General features: G+C 64.9%; 27 protein-coding genes and 1 tRNA gene. 4 read left to right on the top strand and 24 right to left on the bottom strand.

Annotated elements, in window-relative coordinates; genetic code table 11:
* Positions 1-4: 4 nt before the first annotated feature.
* The 12 genes from pheS to ACZIYR_RS08880 form a co-directional block, all read right to left on the bottom strand.
* The gene (pheS, locus tag ACZIYR_RS08935; protein WP_483528944.1) at positions 5-1,024 is read right to left on the bottom strand and encodes a phenylalanine--tRNA ligase subunit alpha; all 1,020 of its coding nucleotides are present in this window, start codon (positions 1,022-1,024) and stop codon (positions 5-7) included.
* 304 nt (positions 1,025-1,328) lie between these two features.
* Positions 1,329-1,682, bottom strand: coding sequence for a 50S ribosomal protein L20 (gene rplT / locus ACZIYR_RS08930; protein ID WP_013332273.1), 354 nt, complete (start codon positions 1,680-1,682; stop codon positions 1,329-1,331).
* 37 nt (positions 1,683-1,719) lie between these two features.
* Positions 1,720-1,914, bottom strand: a complete 195-nt coding sequence (gene rpmI, locus ACZIYR_RS08925) for a 50S ribosomal protein L35 (RefSeq protein WP_473033414.1) — start codon at positions 1,912-1,914, stop codon at positions 1,720-1,722.
* Between the two features lie 86 nt (positions 1,915-2,000).
* A complete protein-coding gene (gene infC / locus ACZIYR_RS08920; RefSeq protein ID WP_309674564.1) occupies positions 2,001-2,540 on the bottom strand; it encodes a translation initiation factor IF-3 in 540 nt (179 codons plus the stop codon).
* 34 nt (positions 2,541-2,574) lie between these two features.
* Positions 2,575-4,473 (bottom strand): threonine--tRNA ligase, encoded by a 1,899-nt coding sequence (gene thrS / locus ACZIYR_RS08915; protein ID WP_483528943.1) that lies wholly within the window; start codon positions 4,471-4,473, stop codon positions 2,575-2,577.
* A gap of 437 nt (positions 4,474-4,910) precedes the next feature.
* Positions 4,911-5,570 carry an OmpA family protein gene (locus ACZIYR_RS08910; RefSeq protein WP_483528942.1) on the bottom strand — a complete coding sequence of 220 codons (660 nt, stop codon included), beginning with the start codon at positions 5,568-5,570 and terminating at the stop codon, positions 4,911-4,913.
* A 268-nt stretch (positions 5,571-5,838) separates the two neighbouring features.
* Positions 5,839-6,306 (bottom strand): DUF2489 domain-containing protein, encoded by a 468-nt coding sequence (locus tag ACZIYR_RS08905; RefSeq protein WP_473033411.1) that lies wholly within the window; start codon positions 6,304-6,306, stop codon positions 5,839-5,841.
* Between the two features lie 68 nt (positions 6,307-6,374).
* Positions 6,375-7,160: a 3'(2'),5'-bisphosphate nucleotidase CysQ gene (gene cysQ, locus ACZIYR_RS08900; RefSeq protein ID WP_483528941.1), complete on the bottom strand. Its 786-nt coding sequence runs from the start codon at positions 7,158-7,160 to the stop codon at positions 6,375-6,377.
* A 20-nt stretch (positions 7,161-7,180) separates the two neighbouring features.
* Positions 7,181-8,080 carry a heme o synthase gene (cyoE, locus tag ACZIYR_RS08895; protein ID WP_483529064.1) on the bottom strand — a complete coding sequence of 300 codons (900 nt, stop codon included), beginning with the start codon at positions 8,078-8,080 and terminating at the stop codon, positions 7,181-7,183.
* Between the two features lie 37 nt (positions 8,081-8,117).
* Complete coding sequence (locus ACZIYR_RS08890) at positions 8,118-9,170, bottom strand: COX15/CtaA family protein (RefSeq protein WP_483528940.1); 1,053 nt, start codon at positions 9,168-9,170, stop codon at positions 8,118-8,120.
* Between the two features lie 119 nt (positions 9,171-9,289).
* Positions 9,290-9,862 (bottom strand): hypothetical protein, encoded by a 573-nt coding sequence (locus ACZIYR_RS08885; protein WP_483528939.1) that lies wholly within the window; start codon positions 9,860-9,862, stop codon positions 9,290-9,292.
* Positions 9,844-10,611: an SURF1 family protein gene (locus tag ACZIYR_RS08880; RefSeq protein WP_483528938.1), complete on the bottom strand. Its 768-nt coding sequence runs from the start codon at positions 10,609-10,611 to the stop codon at positions 9,844-9,846. The genes ACZIYR_RS08885 and ACZIYR_RS08880 overlap by 19 nt, the downstream gene beginning before the upstream one ends.
* A 10-nt stretch (positions 10,612-10,621) precedes the next feature.
* On the opposite strand from ACZIYR_RS08880, the gene ACZIYR_RS08875 reads away from it, so the two are divergent.
* Entirely contained in the window at positions 10,622-10,816 is a 195-nt protein-coding gene (locus ACZIYR_RS08875; protein WP_483528937.1) for a DUF2909 family protein, read from the top strand.
* A 47-nt stretch (positions 10,817-10,863) separates the two neighbouring features.
* Here the strand turns inward: ACZIYR_RS08875 and ACZIYR_RS08870 are convergent, their stop codons facing one another.
* The 5 genes from ACZIYR_RS08870 to ACZIYR_RS08850 all read right to left on the bottom strand — a co-directional run bounded on the left by ACZIYR_RS08870 (position 10,864) and on the right by ACZIYR_RS08850 (position 15,572).
* Complete coding sequence (locus ACZIYR_RS08870; RefSeq protein ID WP_473033403.1) at positions 10,864-11,721, bottom strand: cytochrome c oxidase subunit 3; 858 nt, start codon at positions 11,719-11,721, stop codon at positions 10,864-10,866.
* The gene (locus ACZIYR_RS08865; protein WP_483528936.1) at positions 11,718-12,323 is read right to left on the bottom strand and encodes a cytochrome c oxidase assembly protein; all 606 of its coding nucleotides are present in this window, start codon (positions 12,321-12,323) and stop codon (positions 11,718-11,720) included. Before ACZIYR_RS08865 ends, ACZIYR_RS08870 begins: the two co-directional genes overlap by 4 nt.
* Before the next feature lie 29 nt (positions 12,324-12,352).
* Positions 12,353-13,984, bottom strand: coding sequence for a cytochrome c oxidase subunit I (ctaD, locus tag ACZIYR_RS08860; RefSeq protein WP_483528935.1), 1,632 nt, complete (start codon positions 13,982-13,984; stop codon positions 12,353-12,355).
* A 58-nt stretch (positions 13,985-14,042) separates the two neighbouring features.
* On the bottom strand, positions 14,043-15,161 hold the full coding sequence (gene coxB / locus ACZIYR_RS08855; RefSeq protein ID WP_483528934.1) for a cytochrome c oxidase subunit II: 1,119 nt from the start codon (positions 15,159-15,161) through the stop codon (positions 14,043-14,045).
* Between the two features lie 237 nt (positions 15,162-15,398).
* Complete coding sequence (locus ACZIYR_RS08850) at positions 15,399-15,572, bottom strand: DUF2970 domain-containing protein (RefSeq protein ID WP_483528933.1); 174 nt, start codon at positions 15,570-15,572, stop codon at positions 15,399-15,401.
* Positions 15,573-15,773: 201 nt separating this feature from the next.
* On the opposite strand from ACZIYR_RS08850, the gene ACZIYR_RS08845 reads away from it, so the two are divergent.
* A complete protein-coding gene (locus ACZIYR_RS08845; RefSeq protein ID WP_483528932.1) occupies positions 15,774-16,130 on the top strand; it encodes a hypothetical protein in 357 nt (118 codons plus the stop codon).
* 56 nt (positions 16,131-16,186) lie between these two features.
* Here ACZIYR_RS08845 and ACZIYR_RS08840 read toward each other — a convergent pair whose 3' ends face one another.
* Genes ACZIYR_RS08840 through ACZIYR_RS08830 form a run of 3 tightly spaced genes read right to left on the bottom strand, consistent with a single transcriptional unit; the run spans position 16,187 to position 18,930 of the window.
* On the bottom strand, positions 16,187-16,918 hold the full coding sequence (locus ACZIYR_RS08840) for an LrgB family protein (RefSeq protein WP_483528931.1): 732 nt from the start codon (positions 16,916-16,918) through the stop codon (positions 16,187-16,189).
* Positions 16,915-17,277: a CidA/LrgA family protein gene (locus ACZIYR_RS08835; protein WP_483528930.1), complete on the bottom strand. Its 363-nt coding sequence runs from the start codon at positions 17,275-17,277 to the stop codon at positions 16,915-16,917. Before ACZIYR_RS08835 ends, ACZIYR_RS08840 begins: the two co-directional genes overlap by 4 nt.
* Before the next feature lie 24 nt (positions 17,278-17,301).
* Positions 17,302-18,930 carry a BCCT family transporter gene (locus ACZIYR_RS08830; protein ID WP_483528929.1) on the bottom strand — a complete coding sequence of 543 codons (1,629 nt, stop codon included), beginning with the start codon at positions 18,928-18,930 and terminating at the stop codon, positions 17,302-17,304.
* Between the two features lie 234 nt (positions 18,931-19,164).
* Here ACZIYR_RS08830 and ACZIYR_RS08825 point away from each other — a divergent pair.
* Positions 19,165-19,241: transfer RNA gene (locus ACZIYR_RS08825), tRNA-Pro, on the top strand.
* 511 nt (positions 19,242-19,752) lie between these two features.
* Here the strand turns inward: ACZIYR_RS08825 and ACZIYR_RS08820 are convergent.
* Together ACZIYR_RS08820 and ACZIYR_RS08815 are read right to left on the bottom strand one after the other, a co-directional pair.
* The gene (locus ACZIYR_RS08820; RefSeq protein ID WP_473033390.1) at positions 19,753-20,232 is read right to left on the bottom strand and encodes a hypothetical protein; all 480 of its coding nucleotides are present in this window, start codon (positions 20,230-20,232) and stop codon (positions 19,753-19,755) included.
* 7 nt (positions 20,233-20,239) lie between these two features.
* A complete protein-coding gene (locus tag ACZIYR_RS08815) occupies positions 20,240-20,533 on the bottom strand; it encodes a hypothetical protein (RefSeq protein ID WP_483528928.1) in 294 nt (97 codons plus the stop codon).
* Positions 20,534-20,922: 389 nt separating this feature from the next.
* Here ACZIYR_RS08815 and ACZIYR_RS08810 point away from each other — a divergent pair, with 389 nt between their 5' ends.
* A complete protein-coding gene (locus tag ACZIYR_RS08810; RefSeq protein WP_483528927.1) occupies positions 20,923-21,783 on the top strand; it encodes a helix-turn-helix domain-containing protein in 861 nt (286 codons plus the stop codon).
* Positions 21,784-22,018: 235 nt separating this feature from the next.
* Here ACZIYR_RS08810 and ACZIYR_RS08805 read toward each other — a convergent pair whose 3' ends face one another.
* Both ACZIYR_RS08805 and ACZIYR_RS08800 read right to left on the bottom strand, forming a co-directional pair.
* Positions 22,019-22,399, bottom strand: a complete 381-nt coding sequence (locus ACZIYR_RS08805) for a histone-like nucleoid-structuring protein, MvaT/MvaU family (protein ID WP_473033387.1) — start codon at positions 22,397-22,399, stop codon at positions 22,019-22,021.
* A gap of 420 nt (positions 22,400-22,819) precedes the next feature.
* Positions 22,820-24,433, bottom strand: coding sequence for a methyl-accepting chemotaxis protein (locus ACZIYR_RS08800; RefSeq protein WP_483528926.1), 1,614 nt, complete (start codon positions 24,431-24,433; stop codon positions 22,820-22,822).
* Between the last annotated feature and the right edge of the window lie 49 nt (positions 24,434-24,482).

The following is a 24,482-nucleotide window of genomic DNA, read 5'->3' as shown; positions in this document are numbered from 1 at the left end:
GTGGTCAGGCGAACTGGCGCAGGAAGCGCAGATCGTTGTCGAAGAACAGCCGCAGGTCGTTGACCCCGTAGCGCAGCATGGCCAGGCGTTCGGCCCCCATGCCGAAGGCGAAGCCGGTGTAGCGCTCGGCATTGATGCCCGAGTGGCGGAACACCTCGGGATGCACCATGCCGCAGCCCATCACCTCCAGCCAGCCGCTGTGGGAGCAGACCCGACAGCCCTCGCCGCCGCACATCACGCACTGGATATCCACCTCGGCGGAGGGCTCGGTGAAGGGGAAATAGGAGGGACGGAAGCGCACCGAGAGATCATCGCGCTCGAAGAAGGCGTGGAGGAAATCCTCGATGGTGCCCTTGAGGTCGGCGAAGCTGACGTCCTCGTCCACCAGCAGGCCCTCGATCTGATGGAACATCGGCGTATGGGTCAGATCCGAGTCGCTGCGATAGACGCGACCGGGGCAGACGATGCGAATCGGCGGCGCCTGCTCCTTCATGGTCCGCACCTGGACCGGCGAGGTGTGGGTGCGCAGCAGCCGGGTGGCATCGAAGTAGAAGGTGTCGGCCATGCCCCGCGCCGGATGGTGGGCGGGAATATTGAGCGCCTCGAAGTTGTGGTAGTCGTCCTCGATCTCCGGCCCTACCGCTACCTCGTAGCCGATGCGGGTGAAGAGCCCTTCGATGCGTTCCAATGTGCGGGTCACCGGATGCAGCCCGCCGCTGGGCTGGCCGCGGCCGGGCAGGGTCACGTCGAGACGCTCGGCGGCGAGCCGGGCCTCCAGCGCCGCCCGGGAGATGGACTGACGCCGCGCCTCCAGCTCCTCGGCCAGCGCCTGTTTAGCCTGGTTGATGCGCTCGCCCGCCGCGGGGCGCTCCTTGGCCGGCAGCTTGCCAAGCCCCTTCAGCAGGGCGGTGATCTCGCCCTTCTTGCCGAGATAGCGGACCCGCAGCTCATCGAGGGCCGGCATGCTGTCGGCGGCCTGGATGGCGTGTCGGGCCTCGGCAACCAGTGTGGGAAGGTGGTCCATCCGTTGCGCTCCGAAAATAAGTCAGCCTGGGACAAAAAAACGATTCATCGCAGACTTGCGTGAACTTGCCCTGTGGGAGGGAGCTTTAGCTCGCGAAGTAGCGCGCAGCGCTACCCAAAGGGCGCCTGCGGCGCCTTCGCCCGGCAGAGCCGGCCTCCCACCATAAAACCTGCCAAACATGTTCACGCTAAAGTACGAAGAACCAAAAAAAACAGGGGAAGAGCGGCTGCTCTTCCCCTGCGACAGGATGGCGACTGAGTGGACCGGCCAACCGCGCCGGCCCGTCACCATCGGCCGATGTCACTTACTGGGCAGCCTTGGCCTTCTCGACGATGGCGGCAAAAGCGGCCTTCTCGTTCACGGCCAGATCGGCCAGCACCTTGCGATCGATCTCGATCCCAGCCTTTTTCAGGCCGCCGACGAAGCGGCTGTAGGACAGGCCGTGCTGACGGGCACCGGCGTTGATCCGCTGGATCCACAGGGCGCGGAACTGGCGCTTGCGCTGACGGCGGTCGCGATAGGCATACTGGCCGGCCTTGATGACGGCCTGCTTGGCGACGCGGAAGACGCGCGAACGGGCACCGTAGTAGCCCTTGGCCTGCTTCAGAATCTTCTTGTGACGACGACGAGCGACGACACCACGCTTGACACGAGTCATGGCATTCTCCTGACGTTAAAGTTGGTCGACCAGCGGCTTAGAGGTTGGGCAGCATGCGCTGCACCAGGGCCTTGTCGGCGTCGTGGATCTGCTTCATCCCGCGCAGCTGACGCTTCCGCTTGGTGGACTTCTTGGTCAGGATGTGGCTACGAAAGGACTGCTTGTGCTTGAAGCCGTTACCTGTCTTCTTGAAGCGCTTGGCAGCGCCGCTGTTGGTCTTGATTTTCGGCATGAGGAAAACTCCGCTCGAGGTTTTTCAGAAAATCCGGGGCCGATGGCCGACGCTTGCGCCGGCCACCCGTTGGACAGGCCTTCGGATCACTTCTTCTTGGGGGCAATGATCATGATCATCTGGCGCCCTTCCATCTTGGGGAAGGACTCCACGGTCCCGATCTCCTCGAGATCCGCGGCGATCCGCTCCATCAGCTTGCGGCCGATGTCCTGGTGCGCCATTTCACGGCCGCGAAACCGCAGCGTGACCTTGCCCTTGTCGCCACCTTCGAGGAAACGCGTCAGGTTTTTCAGCTTGACCTGATAGTCGCCCTCGTCGGTGCCAGGCCGGAACTTGACTTCCTTAACCTGAATTTGCTTCGTCTTCTTCTTCTGAGCCGCTTTCTGCTTCTTCTGCTCGAAGACGAATTTGCCGTAATCCATGATCTTGCAAACGATCGGATCGGCATTGGAAATCTGCACGAGATCCATTCCGGCCGCTTCGGCGCGCTCCAGTGCTTCACTGGTGGGCACGATGCCCAGCTGCTCGCCGTCGCTGTCGATCAGGCGAACCTGATCCTCGGTAATGCGCTCGTTCATCGGGGGGCGCTTATCCTGGACGCGCCCTCTTGGGTTGCTTCGCTTGATGGTTCCGTCTCCACTTTAGCCTTGGAAGATGTCGCTACTGCCGCTCGGCCTGAATCCGGTCGACGAAGGCATCCACGGTCATGGTACCCAGATTGTCGCCGGTACGGGTCCGCACTGCCACCGAATCGGCTTCGACTTCCTTATCTCCCACCACCAGGAGATAGGGGACCTTCTGCAACGTATGCTCGCGGATTTTAAAGCCGATCTTCTCGTTCCTCAAGTCCGCCTTGACGCGAAGGCCAACTTTCTGCAAACGCTGCTCCAGTTTCAGGGCAAAGTCGCGCTGCGCATCGGTGATGGTCAGCACCACCGCCTGCTCGGGGGCCAGCCACAGCGGCATGGCGCCGGCATAGTGCTCGATGAGGATGCCGAGGAAGCGCTCGAAGGAGCCGAGGATCGCCCGGTGCAGCATCACCGGGGTCTTGCGCGCCCCGTCCTCGTCCACGTACTGCGCCCCTAGACGACCAGGCAGGTTGAAATCGAGCTGCAGCGTACCGCACTGCCAGACCCGGTTGAGGCAGTCGCGCAGGGAGAACTCGATCTTGGGCCCGTAGAAGGCGCCCTCGCCCGGCTGCAGCTCCCAGTCGAGATCGATGGCATTGAGCGCCGCCTCGAGCCCCGCCTCGGCGCGATCCCAGAGCGCCGGCTCGCCCAGGAAGTCGTCCGGCCGGGTCGAGAGCTTGAGCTCCACGTCCTCGAAGCCCATCTCCCGGTAGACCTGCAGGGTCAGCCGAATGAAGGCCTCCGCCTCGGCCTGGATCTGCCCCTCGGTGCAGAAGATATGCGCATCGTCCTGGGTAAAGCTGCGCACCCGCATCAGCCCGTGCAGGGCCCCGGAGGGCTCGTTGCGATGACAGCTGCCGAACTCGGCCAGGCGCAGCGGCAGGTCACGGTAGCTTTTCAAGCCCTGGTTGAACACCTGCACGTGACAGGGGCAGTTCATGGGCTTGATGGCATACTCGCGCTTCTCGGACTCCGTAATGAACATCAGCTCGCTGTAGTGGCCCCAGTGGCCGGACTTCTTCCACAGCGACAGGTCCACCACCTGGGGGGTCTTGATCTCCTGGTAGCCGTGCTCGATCTGCACGCGGCGCATGTACTGCTCCAGCGCCTGGTACATGGTCCAGCCGTTGGGGTGCCAGAACACCATGCCCGGCGCCTCCTCCTGCAGATGGAAGAGGTTCATGCGCTTGGCCAGTTTGCGATGATCGCGCTTCTCCGCCTCCTCGAGCCGCTTGAGATAGCCCTTGAGCTGCTTCTTGTCGCCCCAGGCGGTACCGTAGATGCGGGTCAGCATCGGCTTGGAGGCGTCGCCCCGCCAGTAGGCGCCGGCCAGCTTGGTGAGCTTGAAGGCCTTGAGGTGCCGGGTATTGGGCACGTGGGGGCCCCGGCACATATCGGTATACTCATCGTGATGGTAGAGGCGGATGGTCTCGCCCTCGGGGATCTCGCGGACGATCTCCTCCTTGTAGGGCTCGTTGCGGTGCAGGAAGGTCAGCATCGCCTTGTCCCGGTCGACGTACTCACGCACCACGTCGTACTCGGTGTCGATGAGCGCCTTCATGCGCTTCTCGATCGCCTCCAGATCCTCCGGGGTGATCGACTCGCCGAAATCGATATCGTAGTAGAAGCCATCGTCGATCACCGGCCCGATGGCCATCTTGGCCTCGGGGTAGAGCTGTTTCACCGCATGACCGATCAGGTGGGCACAGGAGTGGCGGATGACCTCCAGGCCTTCCGGGTCGCGGGCGGTGATGATGGCGACGTCGGCGTCATGGTCGATGACGTCCGCGGCGTCCACCAGCTCGCCGTCGATGCGGCCGGCCACGCAGGCCTTGGCAAGACCGGGCCCGATGGATTCGGCCAGCTGCATCACGGAAAGGGGTTCGTCGAAGGATCTCTGACTGCCGTCCGGCAGGGTCACGATGGGCATTGAAGTGTCCTTTGCACAGTGGTGATCCATACCAAGGATCACATGGCGCGATTGATGGCGTGAATCAGGTACAGAACTGGCGCGTGAAGGCGAGGCCCGCCCACTACTCTGGACGATACGGGTGCGGCAACGCCGCCCCGCCGCGCGTCACGGCAGCCGCCTAGCAGCCTGTCGGATTTGACCGATCGTCGCGAGAAAGCCGGATTTCGAGACAAGTTTATCGAGCTGATGAGGCGAATAGCGCGCTATTTAACGAATCAGAACGATGAAATTGGCCGAAAGCCCGGCTTTTGTAGCAGATCAGCGTTAAGTCCGACAGGCTGCTAGCCTAACAAAGCCGCGCCACTCCCGCCACGTTCGCACACGCAGCAGGGGCACCCGAAGGTGCCCCTGAGGTGCTCGGTCCGCTCGGCGGACCCTGGAACGCGATACGCGGATCAGTCCCAGTTGAGGATTTCCACGCGACGGTTCTGCGCGCGACCCTCGTCGGTCTCGTTGGTGGCGACCGGACGCGCTTCGCCGTAGCCCCGGGTCATCATGCGCGACTCGTCGATCCCCTGGGAGACCAGGTACGCCCTGACGGAGTCGGCACGACGCTGGGAAAGGCCTTCGTTGTACTGCGGCGAGCCGATGGAGTCGGTGTGGCCCTCGATGCGCACGCGCACCTCGGGATTCTCGCGCAGCGTGTCGGCGACGCCGTCCAGTATCGGGCGCGCCTCGGGCCGCAGCTTGGCGGAGTCGAAGGCAAAGGTCACCGCGCTATCGAGCACCACCGGTTCGAAGGCGGGCGGGGGCGGCGGCTCCGGCATCGGCTCGGGCTCCGGCTCGGCCACCGGCTCAGGGGTGCGGTCGGCACACAGCATGGCGCCGATACCCGCGCCCACGGTACCACCGCGCGCGGCGTTGCGCTCTTCATCGGAGCTGCCGCTGGTGGCATAGCCGATGCTGCCACCGATCAGGCCGCCGGCGATACCGCAGACTACCGGCTGCTGGTACCAGGGACGGTCGGAGGAGGGTTCGGTCGTCGGGGTCGCACAGCCGGACAGGCCAATAGCCAGTGCAGAACCCAACAGCAAGCCAGTCGTAGATCTTTTCATACAAGACTCCTTCTTGATTCGTTCTCGAGCAATCCGCTGACGAGGACCCCGAAAGTTCCGGGCATTCTTCGGCCCGGCGAGTGAAGTGTAGGCGTTATTCGCCGCCGCTCAAAGCATTACCGGACAACAGTCAGTCCACGGAACGCCACTCGGAGACGGGCCCCGAGAGGATGCCGGAAGGCAAAAAACGATACAACCTCAACAAGGAGTACAAGTCCAGAAAGATCCGCGCGTGGGGAAGGTGCCGCTCCCCCCGAGCCAGGGAAGGCTAGTGCAGGCTATCGGGCCAGCCGCGCCGAAACTCCAGCACGGCACGGGCGGCATCGAGCACCGGCTGGCGCAGCTCCGCCTCTACCTCGAGCCGCTCGCGATCCTCGCGCATTCGCTCACGCGGGGTCAGCGCCTTGCGCGCCGAGTGGGTGTGAAGATGCCGAGTGCGGGCATGAACGTCGCCGAATGGCTGGAAATCGGGGCGCTCGCTCAGGCGCGGATCGAGTATTTCCAGCAGCACCTTGATCCGCCACGATCCCTCGGTAATATCAACCTGCTCCTGAAGCAGAGCGGCGGCCACCATTTCGAGATTTTCCAGGCAGTTCTCATGGGCTCGGCGCAGCTCGTCCTGCCGCCAGGCGTCGCGGCGCCGAACTTCCTGCCACAGGGTATAGGCATAGGCACCCAGGCCGGCAATGATGGCCAGGCCCAGCGCCAGCAGGATCAGGGCGGTCGTCGTCGTCATGGGCACGTCCAGACTGTCAGAGGATGGGGGAAGGGATTGTACCGCAAGCGGCCCCGCCGCATCGACGCTCAGCGCCTACCGGCGTCGGGGGTCGCCATAAGCGAGCGGTCGGCAACCGCCACGAAGGCGCCATTGAATAGGCTGTTCGCCGCGTTGTAGCGCAAGGGGCGTCCCGTGGAGAGGGAGATCACCGCCCCGCCGGCCCCCTCCAGCACCCCCTGCCCGGCTGCAGTGTCCCATTCGCAGGTGGGACCAAAGCGCGGGTAGAAGTCGGCCTGCCCCTCGGCAATACGGCAGAACTTCACCGAACTGCCACAGCGCCTCAGGCTCGCCTCAGGGTAGCCGGCCAGCCACTCTCGGGTCGCCTCGTCCAGGTGGGACCGACTCGCGAGGATTCTCGGCGGCCGCTCGGGGCGCACCGCAATGGGCGTGCGAGTGCCGCCGACCCAGTGCCAGGCGCCAAGGCCGGCAGCGCCCGCCCAGCTCTCCCCCAGTGCCGGCGCATGTACCAGCCCCAGGCGCACCGCGCCTTCCTCCACCAGCGCCACGTTGACCGTGTAGTCGTCATAGCCGTCGACGAACTCGCGGGTGCCGTCCAGGGGATCCACCAGCCAGTAGCAGCGCCATCGGCGGCGCTCGCTCCAGGCAATCGCGGCCTGTTCTTCCGAGAGCAGTGGAACGTCGAGAAGCGCCGGGAGCCCATCGGCCAGGCAGCGGTGGGCGGCGAGGTCGGCCTCGGTCACCGGGCTGCCGTCGGCCTTGCGGTGTGTATGCCACCCCTGCCGACGCACCGCCAGGATGGCATCGCCGGCGCGCTCGCAAAGGGTGCGCAGCGCCTCGCAATCCGGCAGCACGGTCGCGCTCGAAGGAACGCTCACAGCGCCCAGGCACCGGCGTAATGATCGAGCAGCAGCACGCCGAACACCCCGAGGATATAGCGGATCGAAAACCAGAAGGCGGCGAGAGGCGCCCGCGGGTCGCGCCCGCGCCACACCTTCCAGTTCCAGAACATGAAGCGCGCATTGAGGGCCATGACCCCCACCAGGTAGACCACGCCGCTCATGCCGATGACGAAGGGCATCAGCGTGACCGCCACGGTCAGCCAGCCGTAGAGCCACACCTGCAGGCGGGTAAAGGCCTCGCCGTGAGTGACCGGCAGCATCGGCACCCCGGCCCGGGCGTACTCGTCACGCTTGTGAATCGCCAGGGCCCAGAAGTGCGGCGGCGTCCAGGCGAAGACGATCAGCATCAGCAGCAGCGGCTCAGGCCCGAGCTGGCCGGTGACCGCCGTCCAGCCGAGCAGCGGCGGCGCAGCACCGGCCACCCCGCCGATCACGATATTCTGGGGCGTGGCGCGCTTGAGAAAGGCGGTGTAGATCAGCGCGTAGCCGATCAGTGACCCCAGCGTCAGCCAGGCCGTCAGCGCATTGACCTGCCACATCAGCAGGGCAATACCGGCGATCGACAGCAGCGTGGCCCAGGCCAGCGCCAGCGGCGTGGGCATGCGCTGGCTGGCCAGCGGACGACGGGCCGTGCGCAGCATCAGCGCATCGAGGCGGCGGTCCACCACATGATTGAAGGCGGCCGCACCGCCGGCCGCCAGCCCAATGCCCGCCAGGCCGAAGACCACCGTGGCCGGGGATGGCAGTAGCGGCGTGGCCAGCGCCATGCCCACCAGGGCACAGACCAGCATCACCACCACGACCCGAGGCTTGCACAGCGTCAGCAGGTCCTGCCAGGACCAGTCGGCCATCATCTGATCCCCCAGCAGCATCAGTGCGCGTTTCGGCTGATCCCGTTTCCATACCGCATTAGCCATGCGCCCACTCCTTATCCGCTTCTGTTGTACCGGTTTCCACACCAATGCCGGACTCTCGCCACTGCCACACGGCAAGCGCCAGCAGCAGCACCAGGGCCACGGCACCGGCGGTATGCAGCAGCGCCAGCCACAGCGGCAGCCACAGCAGCACATTGCCGACGCCGAGCCCGAACTGCAGGCCATAGACGGCCATCAGCCCACCCAGCCAGGGCCGCAGCCGCGCCTCGCGCCAATAGCGCACCGCCAGCGCCAGCAGCGCCAGGCCGAGCGCCACCGCGCCCAGCCGGTGCCCCTGGTGAATAGCGACGCGGGCATCATGGTGAAGCTGGCCATGCAGATAGTTGGGGCCAACGGTCTGGGTCAGATGGAAGCCCTCGCTCCAGTCCATGGCCGGCCACCACTGGCCGTTGCAGGTGGGAAAGCCCTGACAGGCGATCCCCGCATAGTTGCTCGACACCCAGCCGCCCAGCGCCAGCTGGAGGAGGAGCAGCAGCATGGCGAGCCCCCACAGCGGGGTCAGGCGACGCCGCGGCGCACGGCCGTCGTCACCGGCGGCGAACCGGCGCAGCCGAAGGTGCAGCCACAGGAATAGCAGCAGCACGGCAAGCCCGCCCAGCAGGTGCAGGGTCACCACCTGGGGCCACAGCTTCAGGGTCACCGTGAAGGCCCCGAAGGCGCCCTGCAGCAGGATCACGACAAGCAGCGCCATGCTCACCCCCCAGGGGTAGCCGGGCCGGTGCCGCAGCCTCGCCCCCAGGGCCAGCAGGGCGATGACCAGCAGCCCCAGGGCCGAGGCCACGTAGCGGTGGATCATCTCGACCCACGCCTTGAAGACCTCCAGGGGCGCGTCGGGGCTGTGCGCCATGGCCCGCTCGGCGTCTGGCACCACCAGCCGGCCGTAGCAGCCGGGCCAGTCGGGACAGCCAAGGCCGGCATCCACCAGCCGGGTCCAGACCCCCACCAGGATGACCACGCTGGTAAAGACCACTCCGATCAAGCTCAGGGTGAGCAGCAGCCGCAGGCGCGCCGCGAACGCCTCTCCCATCGATTCACGGCCCCCTGCCGTCGACGCTATCCGCATTGTCTTTTCCTTGTCAGATCCGCCCGGTCACGTCTCTCGCTCTCAGCTTGCCCCTCGACTCCGTTCAAGCACAACTGCCGCGATCAACGCTGGCTGACCTGGCGCTCTCGCTGGGCACGGCTCTCCGGATTCACGCGCAGCAGATGATTGATGTCGTCCAGCACATCACGCGCCGCCACCCCAGGCGGATAGGTCAGCAGCGCCTCACCACCCGGCGCCAGCAGCCAGGCACGCCCCGGCGACTGCCACTCGGGCGGCTGACCGCGCCAGTTCGCTTGCCACTCTCCCGGCAGCACCTCGCCGCTGCCGCCGATCCGCAGGCGCCCCAGCCGCGGCGCCTCACGCCCCAGGGCGCGGTGCAGGCGCCACCACTGGTCGGCAAGTGCGGCACAGTCGTGGGAACAGTCGAAGGCCAGCAGCCAGACATCCGCCTCGCCCGCGTCACCGAGCTCGGCGAGCGGCCAGTGGGCAAGTGACGGAATCGCCGGGGCGAGCTCGCCGTGGGCGGTACGCTGCTCGGGAATGCCGATGCGCCACTGCAGCATGGCCCAGGCGGTCGTCAGCGGCAGCGCGAAGATGGCGATCAATGCGATCAGCTTCAGCCGCTGATGGCGAGGGTTCAGGGGGCGACGGGGTCTCATGGCTTGCTGGGGCACGCGGGATTCTCCTCGGAACAGACAAGACGGCGGCTCTCCCGGCGGTCGCGGGCCAGGCGGCGCCCGCCGATCACCATGACCGCCAGAGCGGCCAGGGCGAGCCCCCACCACTGTACGGCATAGCCCAGATGGCGACTGGGCGGCATCACGCTGGGCTGCCACCACGCCTCGAGCCGGCCGGGCCCGCTTTCCTGATGCAGCCAGCCGGCATGGGCGAAGTCGCCCAGCTCGCTCCAGGCCAAGGGGTCGATCTGCTGCAGGCGCCGACCTTCGCGATTGGGCCCATACAGGGGCCCAGCATCCCCAGCGGGCTGCCAGTGTCCCTGCAGGGTGACGCGACCCTCCGGAGTGGCCACGCTGGGCATGTCGCGCGTCGCCCCGGTCTCCAGGAAGCCGCGCTGGATCAGCCACAGGCGTCCGTCATCGGTGCGTAGCGGCGTCAGCGCGGCCACGCCCAGGCGGCCGTCGAGGATCCGGTTATCCAGAAACAGGGTCTCGTCGCCCAGGAGTTCACCGCTCAGGATCAGGCTGGCCCCGTTGGGCGGCGACTCGGTGGGAGCCTCCAGGGTGGGCGCGCGCTCCAGGGCGGCAAGATACTCGCGCTTGTCCTCGGCCCGCTCCCACTGCCATAGTCCCAGAGCGAGGCCGAGCGCCACCAGCAGCGACCAGAGGGCACACCAGAGCCCCAGTCGCCAGCCCGGCAGGCCGCTGGCCGCCCTTCGACCCTCCCCTGACACCTGACCTTTCATGGAGTGTGCCATGCTCTTGAAGACCCTGATCGCCGTGGTATTCCTGGCCATGGTGGCCAGCCTCGCTGCTGGCGCCGGCTTTCTGCTGCGTGACGGCACCCAGTCCCGCCGCCTGCTGACCTCCTTGAAAATTCGCGTGGGCCTGGCGGCACTGCTGATTGCCCTGCTTTTCTACGGTTTCTTCTTCGGCAGCCTGGGCGGCTAGCCCCGCCGGCCTTGACAGACCAGCTCGGGCTGTTCGCGGCCGGCGCCTCAGAACACGTAGACGAAGAGGAACAGGCCGATCCACACCACGTCGACGAAGTGCCAGTACCAGCAGGAGGCCTCGAAACCGAAGTGGTCCTCTCGCGTAAAGTGCTGGCGAATCACGCGCACCAGCATCACCGCCAGGATAATGGTGCCGACGATGACGTGAACCCCGTGAAACCCGGTGAGGATAAAGAAGGTGGCACCGTAGATGCCCGCCTCCAGCGTGATGCCGTAGTGGGCGTAGGCCTCGTAGTACTCCACGCCCTGAATGACGATGAAACAGAGCCCCAGCAGCACCGTGCCCGCCAGCCAGTTGCGACAGACGCGCCGGTGCCCCTCCTTCAGGGCCTCGTGGGCCACGGTCAAGGTGATGCTCGAGGAGACCAGGATCAGGGTGTTGACCAGGGGCAGATGCCAGGGGCTGAAGACCTGCGCCGGCCCCGGCACCGAAGGGTCGGGCGGGCTGAGCAGCGGCCAGTGGGCAGTGAACTCCGGCCACAGCAGGGCGCTGATGCCCTTCTCCCCTTCACCGCCCAGCCAGGGCAAGGCGAAGGTACGCACGTAGAAGAGCGCACCGAAGAAGGCCGCGAAGAACATCACCTCGGAGAAGATGAACCAGCCCATCCCCCAGCGAAAGGAGCGGTCCATCTGGCTGTCATAGAGACCGCTGCGCGACTCGTGCACCACGTCGCGAAACCATAGCGCCATGACGGCCACCACCGCCACCATGCCGGCCAGCATGATCAGGCTGCCGCGATCGTAGACCAGCACCATGCCGAGCCCCACCATCATGACGCCGAGTGCCACCGAGCCGAGCACCGGCCACTTGCTGGTAGCTGGAACGTAGTAGCTGCCGCTCATGCCTCATCTCCTTCCAGTCCTTCCAGGGCCTTGGCGCTCGCCTGAAGCGTTGGCTCGCCTCTCTCCACCGGGTAGAGGGTGTACACCAGGGTCACGGTATTGACGTCTGCGGGCAGGTCGCGGCTGAGCTGGAACACCAGCGGCAGCTCGAGCCGCTCACCGGCCTCCAGGCGCTGCTCCTCGAAGCAGAAGCAGCTGGCCTTGCGAAGGTGCGGCGAGGCCCGTGACGGCGAGACGCTGGGCACCGCGCGCCCCCAGCTCTCACCGTTGCTCCGGTTATTGAACGAGAAATTGACCTCGGTGGACTGCCCCGGATGCACGCGGACCTGCCGGGTCTCTACATCCAGCCGCCAGGGCAGCCCAGAACCACTTCGCGTTACGAACTGCACGGTAACGTAGCGCGACTGATCCACCTCCTCCTTGACCAGCGCCTGGGCCGAGGTATTCACCTTGCCGTTGATGCCCGTGACCTCGCAAAACACGTCATAGAGCGGCACCAGCGCAAAGGCGAAGGCAAACATCCCGACCAGGGCGGCCACGCTGCGCCATACCGTGCGGCGTATGCCCCGCTGCGCTTCTTGATCCATGTCGCTGCGTTTCATATCGCATCCTCCTGCTCACAGCCCCGGCATCAGTGCTCCGGCCGGCGGTAGGTGGGCGGCGTTTCGAACGTATGCAGCGGCGCCGGGCTCGGCACGGTCCACTCCAGGTCCTCGGCGTAGTCCCAGGCCTGGGCCGGGGCCTTTTTGCCCCCGCGCACGCAGAGGATCACCACCGCGACGAACAGCAGCTGGGAGAAGCCGAACAGGAAGGCGCCCAGGCTCGACACCAGGTTGAAATCGGCGAACTGCAGGGCGTAGTCGGGAATCCGCCGCGGCATACCGGCCAGCCCGGAGAAGTGCATCGGGAAGAAGGTCAGGTTGACCCCGATCACCGACAGCCAGAAGTGCCACTGGGCGAGGCGCTCATGGGGATAGTGGCCGGTCCACTTGGGCAGCCAGTAGTAGACCCCCGCCATGATCGCGAACACCGCCCCCGGGACCAGCACGTAGTGGAAGTGTGCCACCACGAAATAGGTATCGTGATACTGGAAATCGGCCGGGGCGATGGCCAGCATCAGCCCCGAGAAGCCGCCGATGGTGAACAGCACCACGAAGGCCAGGGCGAACAGCATCGGCGGCTCGAAGCTGATCGAGCCGCGAAACAGGGTGGTGATCCAGTTGAAGACCTTCACCCCGGTGGGCACCGCGATCAGCATGGTGGCGTACATGAAGAACAGCGTGGCGGCCAGCGGCAGCCCCACCACGAACATGTGGTGCGCCCACACCAGAAACGACAGCACGGCAATGGCCGCGGTTGCGTAGACCATGGAGGCGTAGCCGAACAGCGGCTTGCGGGCGAAGGTCGGAATGATCGCCGAGACGATGCCGAAGGCCGGCAGGATCATGATGTACACCTCGGGATGCCCGAAGAACCAGAACAGGTGCTGGAACAGCACCGGGTCGCCGCCACCGGAGGCATCGAAGAAGCTGGTGCCGAAGTTGATGTCCATGAGCATCATGGTGATCACCCCGGCCAGCACCGGCATCACTGCGATCAGCAGGAAGGCGGTGATCAGCCAAGTCCAGACGAACAGCGGCATGTCCATCATGCGCATGCCCGGGGCGCGCATGTTGAGAATGGTGGCAATGATGTTGATCGCGCCCAGGATCGAACTGATCCCGGCGATGTGCAGCGCCAGGATGAAGAAGGTCGTCGAGGGTGGCCCATAGGTGGTGGAAAGCGGCGCGTAGAAGGTCCACCCGAAGTTGGGCCCGCCGCCGGGCATGAACATCGTCGCCAGCAGCAGGGTGAAGGCCACCGGCAGCAACCAGAAGCTGAAGTTGTTGAGCCGCGGCAGCGCCATGTCCGGCGCGCCGATCTGCAGCGGGATCATCCAGTTGGCCAGGCCGGTGAAGGCCGGCATCACCGCCGCGAAGACCATGATCAGCCCATGCATGGTGGTCATCTGGTTGAAGAACTCCGGCTGGATCAGCTGCATGCCGGGCTGGAACAGCTCGGCGCGCACCACCAGCGCGAAGATGCCGCCGATGAAGAACATCACCAGCGAGAAGATCAGATAGAGGCTGCCGATCTCCTTGTGATTGGTGGTCAGCAGCCAGCGCATGATGCCCTTGGGCGGCGCCTCGTGGGCGTGCCCTCCGGCGGCGGCAGTCGGACTGCTGTGCTCCAGGGACGGCTGAGGAGGTACCTTAGGGGCCATCGGAAGTCTCCCATCTCATTGTTCTGTGTCTGTCCTGGTGATCTCGACCCTGGCCGCGTCAGCGTCCCAGCATGTCGGCAATCTGCGAGGGCTGGATCTCGTCATCGGCATCGTTGCCCCAGGCGTTGCGGGTATAGGTGATCACCGCTGCCAGCTCGACCGGATTGAGCGTGCTGCGAAAGGCCGGCATGGCGGTGCCGGACACGCCGTTGATGATGGTGTCAACGTGCCAGTCGAAGTCGTCGAGCATACGCTGGTTGCCCGCCAGGGCCGGGAAGGCCGGCGGCGAGCCCTCGCCCTCCGCCTGGTGGCATGTCGCGCAGATGGCGGCATAGACGCCCTCGCCGCGCTCCATCAGCTCCTCGCGCTCCCAGTCACGATCCACCCCCAGCGCCTCCTCGGCGGCGGCCTCCTGACGCTCGGCCAGCCAGGCGTCGAAATCGTCTTCCTCCATGGCATGCACCACGATGGGCATGAAGGCATGCCCCACACCGCACAGCTCCGCACACTGCCCGCGGTAGATCCCCGGCTCGTTGATGCGCACCCAGTTCTCGTTGATGAAACCCGGAATGGTGTCCTGCTTGACGGCGAACTCCGGCACCCACCAGGAGTGGATCACGTCATCGGCGGTGAACAGAAAGCGCACCTTGCGATTGATCGGCAGCACCAGCGGCTCATCGACTTCCAGCAGGTAGTTCTCGCCAAACGCCTCATCGCGGCGAATCTGGGCGCGAGGCGTGCTGAGGTTGGACGTGAAGGCGACATCCTCGCCGAGATACTCATAGCGCCAGCGGAACTGCTGGCCGGTCACCATGACATCGAGCTCGGCATCGGAGGCATCATAGATTGTCTTGAGCGTCGCCGTTGCCGGAATCGCCATCCCGATCAGGATCAGCATCGGAATCGCCGTCCAGATCACCTCTACGGTGGTATTCTCGTGGAAGTTGGCGGCCTTGGCGCCCTTGGAGTGGCGATAACGAAACAGCGAGTAGAACATCACCCCGAACACGATCACGCCGATGACCACGCAGATCCAGAAGATGGTCATGTGCAGGGTGTAGATCTCACTGCTGAGGTCGGTAACCCCCACCGGCATATTCCAGCCGCTGGCCAAGGCCAGCGGGCTGGTGCCAAGCAGGCTTAGCCCTCCCGCCATCCGGACGAGCAGAGTGCGCATTGACGCCTCCCGTTCTTGTCATTGTCTTGATCAGCGGCCGGCCGAGGTCAGGGTTGGCGCGTCCGTTGGCTGAACGGAACATTAGCCGCTGCTTGGAAAAAGTATAGAAGGGGTTATCGACTCCTTGGGGAGGGAGACGGCAGGCTGGCTAACGGAGCAATCAACGCAGCCACCCCCGGCAGCGAGCCTAGGCGCTGCCTAAGAAGCCGGCGAGGCCGCCAGGCTTCAGGCCCGACCTCAGCGCGCTACCAGGATGGCGATGGCGGCTATCACCGCCACCAGCCCCGCAGCCAACAGCAGCCCCACCAGAATGAAGGCGACCGGGCTGCCCTGCTCGAAGTCCTCACGGCGCCGCTGCTCCTTTTGCACCCCGAAGAAGGCCGCCAGCACCGATTTGACCACTCGCCACATCGCCAAGCCCCACGTTACGCCATAGAGCCATCAGCATGGCACAGCCCGCCTCGGCAGGGAAAACTACCGCATATTGATGTGCATCAACGGCATGGATTTCCACGCGCCGGGCGGGCCGCCCGACACACCGGCTGACCTATACTGTAAGTGGATACACACCCCTTGATCGCCACCCTGACACAGGAGGCACAGGAGCTCGACATGACCAACAGCAAACCCGACACCGGCAACGCTCCCGCACTCGACGCGGCCAACCCGATGATGGAGTGGTGGACCCAGCAGTGGCTGCAGGGTGTTAATCCCATGACCCGGATGCAGCTGGCCTGGATGGCGAGCTTTTCCGAGGTGATGCATCAGGAGGCCCGATTTCTGAAGGCGATGGCCGAGGCCAGCGAGCGCCTGGCCGACTGCTACGACACCCACGGCGATGACCCTGAAAAGCTCCGCGATTGCTACCATGACATCGCCAAGGAGATGGCCGACCACCACATGAAGCGGATGCAGCACGTGGCCAACCTGCCCAACGACTTCCGCCAGCGCATCTGGGAGGAGATCTGACGCCCCCTCCCCTGGCAGCCGGGCGGCGCCGACCTCGGTGCCGCTTTTCTGACCTCTCAGTTCAGCCCGAACAGCCTGACCAAAAGCGGCAGCACAAAGGCCGTCAAGAGCCCCGTCAACCCCATCGCCAGCCCCGAGAAGGCGCCGGCCACCGCCCCGATGCGGGCGAAAGCGTGGGCGGTGCCGAAGCCGTGGGCGGAGAGCCCCAGGGCAAAGCCCTGCACCGCGGGATCACGGATGCGCAGCAGGCGGAAGATCCCCGGCCCCAGCGCACAGCCGATGGAGCCGGTCAGCAGCACCAGCCCCGCCGCCAGCGAGGGAATGCCGCCGATCTGCTCGGCGATGCCCATGGCGATGGGCGAGGTGACCGAGCGCGGCGCCAGGCTCAGCAGCGTCTCCGGCTGGGCGCGCAGCACCAGGGCCAGGCCCAGGGTGGAGCCGACCGCCGTGACGATGCCCAGGACACAGGCCAGCAGCAGCGGCCAGAGCAGGCGACGAATGCGCTCACGATGATCGAACAGCGGAATGGCCAGCGCCACCGTGGCCGGCCCCAGCAGGAAATGGATGAACTGGGCGCCCTCGAAGTAGGTGGCATAGTCCATGTCCACCAGCAGCAGAAAACCGATCAGCAGCGCGATCGATAGGGTCACCGGGTGCACCAGCGGCGTGCCGCCCAGCATCCGGTTGATCCGCACCGCCAGGGCGAAGGCCAGCAGGGTGACCAGCAGCGAGAGCAGCGGGTGGCCGGAGAGGTAGACCCACAGCTGGTCCAGCGGCACCACGGTCATGACACGTCATCCCGGGCCGCACGGCGCCGCAGACGATCGAGCACCCAGGCGGTGACCGCCAGGGTCACCGCCGTGGAGACCACCAGGGTCGCCAGGATGGCCACCAGGTCCGTGCCGATCAGCCGAGCATGCACCATCAGCCCCACCCCGGCCGGTACGAACAGCAGCGTCAGATAGCGCAGCAGCCCCTCGCCGGTCAGCCGCAGGCTGTCCGGCACGCGCCCCAGCACCACCAGCCCCGCCAGCAGCAGCACCATGCCCAGCACCGGGCCCGGAATCGGCAGCGCCAGCCCCCGGGCCAGCAGCTCCCCGGCAAACTGGCAGGCCAGCAGGACACTCATTCCCATGATCAACGGCATGACGGCTCTCCTCGTCGGCGATCATCAGTTCGGCTTGTGGGCCTCATCCTCGGAGACCGGCACCGGCTCGGTACCGGCATTGTCGAGATCGGCCCAGGGCTCGCGCGGCGCTTCGACCCGCTCGCCGGTCCGCGCCGCAAAGCGCTCGCGATGCAGCGCCTTGAGCAGCCCGGCGATCATCAGCATGATCACCACCGAGAAGGGCAGCGCGGCCATGATCACGGCCGCCTGCAGGGTCTCCAGACCGCCGGCCATCAGCAGTACGGCGGTCAACAGCCCGAGCAGGCCGCCCCACAGCAAGCGATGGGCGGTGGGCGGCTCCGGATCGCCGCCGGCCAGAATCGTATTGATCACCAGCGTGCCCGCGTTGGCCGAGGTGATCAGATAGGTGCCGATCAGCACCACCAGCGCCGCCGACACCAGGGTCCCCACCCCACCGAGCCCCATGGCCTCGATGGTGGCGAACAGCGCCGTGGCCACGTCCTGTTCCACGGCGGCGACGATCCCCCCGACACCGAACAGCTCATGATAGAGCGCCGTTCCGCCGAACAGCCCGATCCACACCACCGTGATCACGGTGGGTACCAGCAGCACCCCCATCACGAATTCCCGGAAGGTGCGCCCTCGCGAGACCCGGGCGATGAACATGCCGACGAAGGGCGACCAGGCCAGCCACCAGCCCCAGAAGAACACCGTCCACTCCGCCTGCCAGCCGTCATCCCGGGTGGCGTTGGTATGAAAGGTCATGCCCAGCAGGTTCTGGATGTAATCCCCCGCCGACTCGATGGTGATGGCCACCAGATACTGAGTGGGCCCGAACAGCAGCAGGAACACCACCACGGCGATGCTCAGCCAGAAGTTCGCCTCGGAGAGCAGGCGCACCCCGCGCTTGACCCCGGACACCACCGAAAAGGTCGCCACGCTCATGATCGCCGCGGTCACCACCAGCTGCAGGGTGAGCGACGACGGCAGCCCGAACACCGCCCCCAGCCCGGCGTTCATCTGCTGCACGCCCAGGCCCAAGGTGGTAGCGATCCCAAACACGGTGCCGAACACCGCCAGCACGTCCACCGCCTCCCCCAGGGGGCCATTGGCGCGCTTGCCGAGAAGCGGCTGCAGCCCCGAACGGATGGTCAGCGGCAGGTGCCAACGATAGGAAAAGTAGGCCAGCACCAGAGCCACGAAGGAGAAGATCGCCCAGCCGTTGAGCCCCCAGTGAAAGTAGGTCAGCCGCATGGCCACCCGCGCCGCATCGGGGGTCATCCCCTCGGCGATGAAGGGATTCTCCTGGAACTGCAGGATCGGCTGCGCCACTGCCCAGAACAGGATGCCCACGCCGGTACCCGCAGCGAACAGCATGGCGACCCAGGAGAAGAAGGTGAACTCCGGCTGCTCGAAGTCGGCCCCCAGGCGTACGTTCTTGTAGCGCCCCACCCCGAGCCACACCATGAAGAGCAACAGAAAGGCCACCAGCAGTACGTAGTACCACTCGAGAAAGGGGTCGAGCACCGTGCGCATCAGCCCCAGGCCATGGCCCAGCTGCTCCGTAAAGAAGGCCCCGTAGATCAGCGCCACCGCCACGATGACGAAGGTCACCAGGGTGACCCGGGGGTTCATTCCCTTGAAAAGGCCGCGCTGCGCCTGCTGATACATGAACCAGTCCTTTGCATTGAAGAGTGAGCCGAAGGCGCTGCACATCATAATCCACCTGGCCGCCTCCTTCACGGTCGACCATGGCCTGCCGCACCATCCCCGCCTCGCCGCCGGTCAAATCCCAACCGATTGAATGGGAAGTACAAAAGGGGCTTTTCATTTGCCCGCCAACGCGCTAGTATACGCCTCGTTCTCGGGGGCACTGGCCACGGCCACCCAGCCCGAAAACCACGTCGGAGCGTGGCGCAGCTTGGTAGCGCGCTGCAATGGGGTTGCAGAGGTCGCAGGTTCGAATCCTGTCGCTCCGACCAGAAACATCAAGAAAAACCGCCGCTTACGGGTCATGCCGAGCGGCGGTTTTTCGTTGTGCGCCATCGCCGGGCAAGGCACGGGCGGGCTCTGGCCACGGGACTCGACGACCTGGCCACGTAAAGACAATGGATGAAGGATTAGGATCGAACGAGGAGAGGTGCGAGCAAGGGGTACGAGAAGAGAGGAAGGCGTGGCGAGCGCTGTGTGACAGGTGGACCCTCCCTGGCCCGGCGGCATCCTGCGAATCAGCAGACCGATTCGCGCTTAGCTGAAGAAGCTCGCAATGGCCTCATAAGCGGCCCGCTTGGCAAGCGCCTCGCAGGTCCAGTGGCTGAGCACTTCACAGGTGAGAGACGCTGCGTACTGGTGAGTTGGCATGAGTATTCTCCTTGTGGTGTAACGAGAAATATCATGCCCTACGCAGCGGGGGATCGGGCGAGGTGCGACACTCGGCCGCACTTTTCCTGCACAACCTGATATAGACAAAGTCGATAGATTCAGCGCAGGCACTCACCTAGCGTGACGACAGCGCCAACCGGCCATGCTGGCCACCAGCGCCAGCACGATAAGCCCTGCGGCGAGCCAGCCGAGCGCTGCCACCAGGCTTTGAAAGCCGCTGGGAACGGCGTGAGGTGGTCGAAAGCTCATGCCGTGCTCCGCCAGACGCCCCACGAGGTAGATCAGCGTCGATACCGCGGCCAGCGGCAGTGCCGCCTGCCGGCCCGCCAGCCAGCGGGTCAGGGCCCAAGGCGGACGACCCTGCTTGGTCCTGGGCCTGGACGGCGGCTTGGTCTTGGCCGCTGCGCGGCGCCCGGCCGGCTTGGCCGGCGCCTTACGCCCGGCAGCGGTCGGCTTGCGGGATGCCTTGGCGGATCGACGCCCCCGCCCCGGCAATGCCCCCGCGACCCAGCGCACGCCACGCCATAGCGCCCAGCCCAGAGTGAACAGCACGGACAGCGCCAGACTGCCCATCACCAGGACATAGGTCATGGGCGGCTCAAGCGATGCGGCCGAGCGACTTCAGGGTACGCAGCAGAAAGGTCACGCTTTCGCGGGGCTGGGCGTATTCGCTCATCAGCGCCTTCAGGCGCTGCTCAAAGGCCTGCTGCCGGGCCCGCTCGTCACTCTGCTGGGCATCCAGGCTGCGCACCGGGGGGCCCGTAGGAATCTCCGGGCGCGTTTCGGGGTCGTCGAGTTCGCGAAGCGCCTCGGCGAAAGCGTCATCGAGCTCACGAAACTGCCGCAGCTTTTCGCGCTCGTCCAACTGTCGATGGGGTTTGTGATATTTCATCTGAATCCGCAATTGTTCAAAAACTGGCGGCACACGCCTTACGACAGGCGCCGAGTATACCGCCATTGCCGTTCCCGGCGAAGCGCTCGGTTAGCGCCCCACCGGCTTTAACGCCTGTTTTCGCCCACCACCACCTCTCCCCCGCATTGACTTCCCCACCTGACAAATCGGGTGTCGAGCTGCCACGCTGAAAGCAGGACCTTAGACCACCGCCAGGCTCGGGGCCAGCAGAAATGTGCACAAACGCTACCACAACGCTCCCAAACTTGCCTTTGACTAGCACCTCTAGGCATAAAGGAGAAAACAATCAGTCTAGACACATTTTGGACACTAAAGGAGCACGCACCCGTATCAGCAGCTAGCACAGTGCAGATCATCGTTTCAAGAAGATGGCGGCCATCAAGCGGCTGCCCGCAAGTACGCAAGGGGCCAGATATATGTCCAACGAGATGGTGCAGGCGGAAATCTGGCTGCAGGAGACCCTGGAAAGTCACCAGGGCATCGAGGAACTCGCCAAGCGTCTTGGCTATTCGACCTCGCAAATTCGGCGTCGGTTCAAACAGCGCTTTGGCCTATCGCCAGGCGCCTATCGTGACAGGCTGCGTCTGGAAATGGCCGCCCGCCTTCTAACGCTGACGCCTCACAGCATTGCCGAGATAGCCAAACAGTGCGGCTATCGAAACCATTCGGCGTTTAGCCGCGCCTTTCAACGCCACCACGAGCAGACACCGCGCAGGTATCGGCAGGCCGAGCGGGAAGCGCTGCGCAACCACTGCCACGGCGGCGACCCACCAGCGTTCGAGATTCGCCGGCAGCGCTGCCGCCATGCGCTGGTCACGCGCCTCTACCGCCCCTCTCGCCGTCTGCACGACTTGAACAACTGGGCCCAGCAGGCCAGCACCGCCGAAGCCCTGCCCGGGCGATTGAGACACACCCCCGCCGTCGCGATCCTGCACAGCCTTCTGCTTCCCGGCACCGAGGAGCGCATCGACATCGGCCCGCTGCTTCCCACAGAAGACCCTCCGCGAATCGCCATCCCTTCGACCTTCCGTCTCCTGACACTGCCCGCCAGGCAGCATGCCTGCCTGGTGCTGGATAGCGTCGAGGAGATTTCTCAGGCGGTTCGTGAGCTGATCACCCTGGGGTTGCCGCTGCATGGGCGCTATGCCAGCGGCGAGCCCGCTCAGCTGCTCTCGCACCCCCAGGGGGTGGAATTACAGCTGCCTCTGCTGGCTGAATCGCAATACTGAAGGCGCAATCCTAAGGAGGCAAAACATGCCGTTGCGCCTCCCCTCGATAACTCAGCCGGGCTCGCTAGCCCGGCCACGATTCCTAATCGACATCCATCCTGATATGCCGACTGAGACGCCTACAAGGGCAATCGCGCGATAAGAACAACTCTCGTCAAGAGGTGTTACTGACGCCACGCAATGAGTCAGCGTGGCGTCATGCGATCACCCTGAGGCTTTTACCACGCCTTCGGCATCACTCTTCGACGCGCACCAGCCAGGTTTCCACCAGCTCGGAGCCGTACTCGTCTTTCCAGGCTTTCAGGGTCTTCTGGTTACCGCCGCGGGTTTCCACGACTTCGCCGGTATTGGGGTTCTTGTAGATCTTCAGTTTACGCTTGCGACGTCCGCTGCCGCTTGCCGCCGACTTGGGGGCGGCAGGCTTGGCCGCGCCCTGGGGGTCGAGCAGGTTGATCACATCGGCGGCGCTCTTGTTGAACTCGCGCATCAGCGCCTCGAGTTTGTCCTTGAACTCCAGCTCGGCTTTCAGGCGCTCGTCGTTCTGGAGCTTGTCCATTTCGGCCTGGAGCTGCTTGAGCTGCTGCTCTTTCTGGATGAACTCGCTGAGAAGTGACATGAAATCGTTTCCTTAACAAGGGAGAGTGAACAAGATGCGGCAACATTGATACCGCAACTTGGCAGCCATGACAATACCTTGGTCGATTTTTTACCCTTTCGCCATAAAAATATAGCGCCAGGATTGTGCAAGCTCCAGCTTCCGGAGCGGCTTACCCGCAATATGACTGACTAAACGTCTTGACACGGGCCAAGGTGAGCAGCAACTCAGCAAGCTTGAACGCCTTATTCAGCGGCACTTTTCGCCGCCTTGCGCTCCATCTCCGACAATGCCGGAAAGCGAGAGTATTGACACATCGCGCCCTTGGTGAAAAGCCCCATCCAACTTCGCATCATCGAAGGACGTAGCGGTTCGACCCTGAGCGATACTGACACCGCCGCTGTTTCATAGAATGGTCAGGCCCGCTCCATCCTCGCATGCTTACGCTGCCCCTTCAGCCAGTCTACTGGGAAGCTCTGGGCGCAGCTCGCGGCCATCGCTGACAGTGCGAAAGGCACGCGTTGCAACAATCAGCTGATGCGTCTCCGCTTCTAAGGCTTGGGTGGCGGTGTCAGTTGCCTGCAGCTGGCTCGTCGTATGCTGAACGCCTTGCTCCATGTGACTCACGGCGCCGGCAATCTGGGCGATACCGCTGCTCTGCTCCGTCGAAGCAGCGCTGATCGCTTCCATCATGTCGTTGAAACGACGACTCGCCTCGACCACCCGCCCGATGGCAGCCTCCGTCTCTTCAACCGCCCCAGACCCCGCCTCGATCTCAACCCGCGTGCTTTCAATCAAACGGTGGATATCCATTGCCGCCTCGGAGGAGCGGTTGGCCAAGGCCCGCACCTCGCTTGCCACGACAGCGAAGCCTTTGCCACGCTCACCGGCACGCGCCGCCTCCACCGAGGCATTGAGTGCCAGCATATTGGTCTGGAAGGCGATGGAGTCGATCAGGGAGACGACTTCCTTCATGTCACTGGCGCTGGCGGCGATAGACCCCATACGCTGGACGACCCGCGTCATGGCCTCACCCGCGCCCTGCACCTCCTGAACATTGGAGAGTGCTAACCGGCTGGCCTGCTGCGCATTGTCGGCATTCTGGGTGACGGTCGCGGTGAGCTGCTCGGTGCTGGCTGCCGTCTGCTGAACAGATGTGGCCAGTTCATCGCTCTCCCGGGTGATTGCGGCGCTGTTTCGGCGAATGCCAGCCACCGAGGGACTCACGCGCTGAGTGCCATCATTGACGTCGAGAACGATACCCCGCAGCCCCTTCTTCATGGTCCCGAGAGCCTGCACCAGCCGGCCAATATCGTCACGGCCGTGGGCGGGAGGCTCGACGGTCAGGTTACCCGCCGCCACCTGGAGCACGAAGCCGCGCAGGCCCTCGATGGCCCGCGGGATGCGCGACCAGACGCCCAGCCCCAGGCCGAGCACCAGCGCCAGCCCCGCCAGCCCGGCGCCGAGGGGCAGCAGCTCACCGGTAAGCCGCCACTGATGAAACAGCAGCCCCCCGATGGTGCCACTGGCCACCAGGGTCAGCAGGCGGGTCTGCAGCGTCACCGAGCGCCACTGCCACCTAGCGAGCCGGCTCAAGGGATGCCGACGGCGAATCTGGCCCCGCCGCAGCCCATATCCCCTCCCCCCACCTTCCTTCCAGGTACGGTAGACGCTATCGGCATGGCTAACCTCGTCGGCGGTTGGCTTGACCCGCAGCGAAGCGTAGCCCACTACCCGCCCCTGTTCTTTGAGCGCCACGACATTGGCGCGCACCCAGTAATGATCGCCGTTCTTGCGTCGATTCTTGACCAGCCCGGACCAAATTTCGCCATTCTGGATGGTCGACCAGAAATCGGCAAAAGCCGCCGGTGGCATATCAGGATGTCGCACCAGGTTATGGTCGGCGCCCAGCAGCTCGTCCAGCGGAAAGCCGCTAACTCGGACAAAAGCCGGGTTAGCGTAGGTGATTCGTCCCTTGAGGTCGGTACGGGAAATCAACAGATCGTCATCCGCCAGCGGATATTCGACCTGGGTCACGGGAAGATTGTTGCGCATGCCTGCCCCTTTGCCTGAATTGTCGCACCTCATTGTGCTGGGGCTCGCC

This window comes from Billgrantia sp. NRB1 (genome assembly GCF_056921725.1).
The sequence above is the reverse complement of the archived record's forward strand: the minus strand, read 5'-3'. Positions and strand labels throughout refer to the sequence as shown.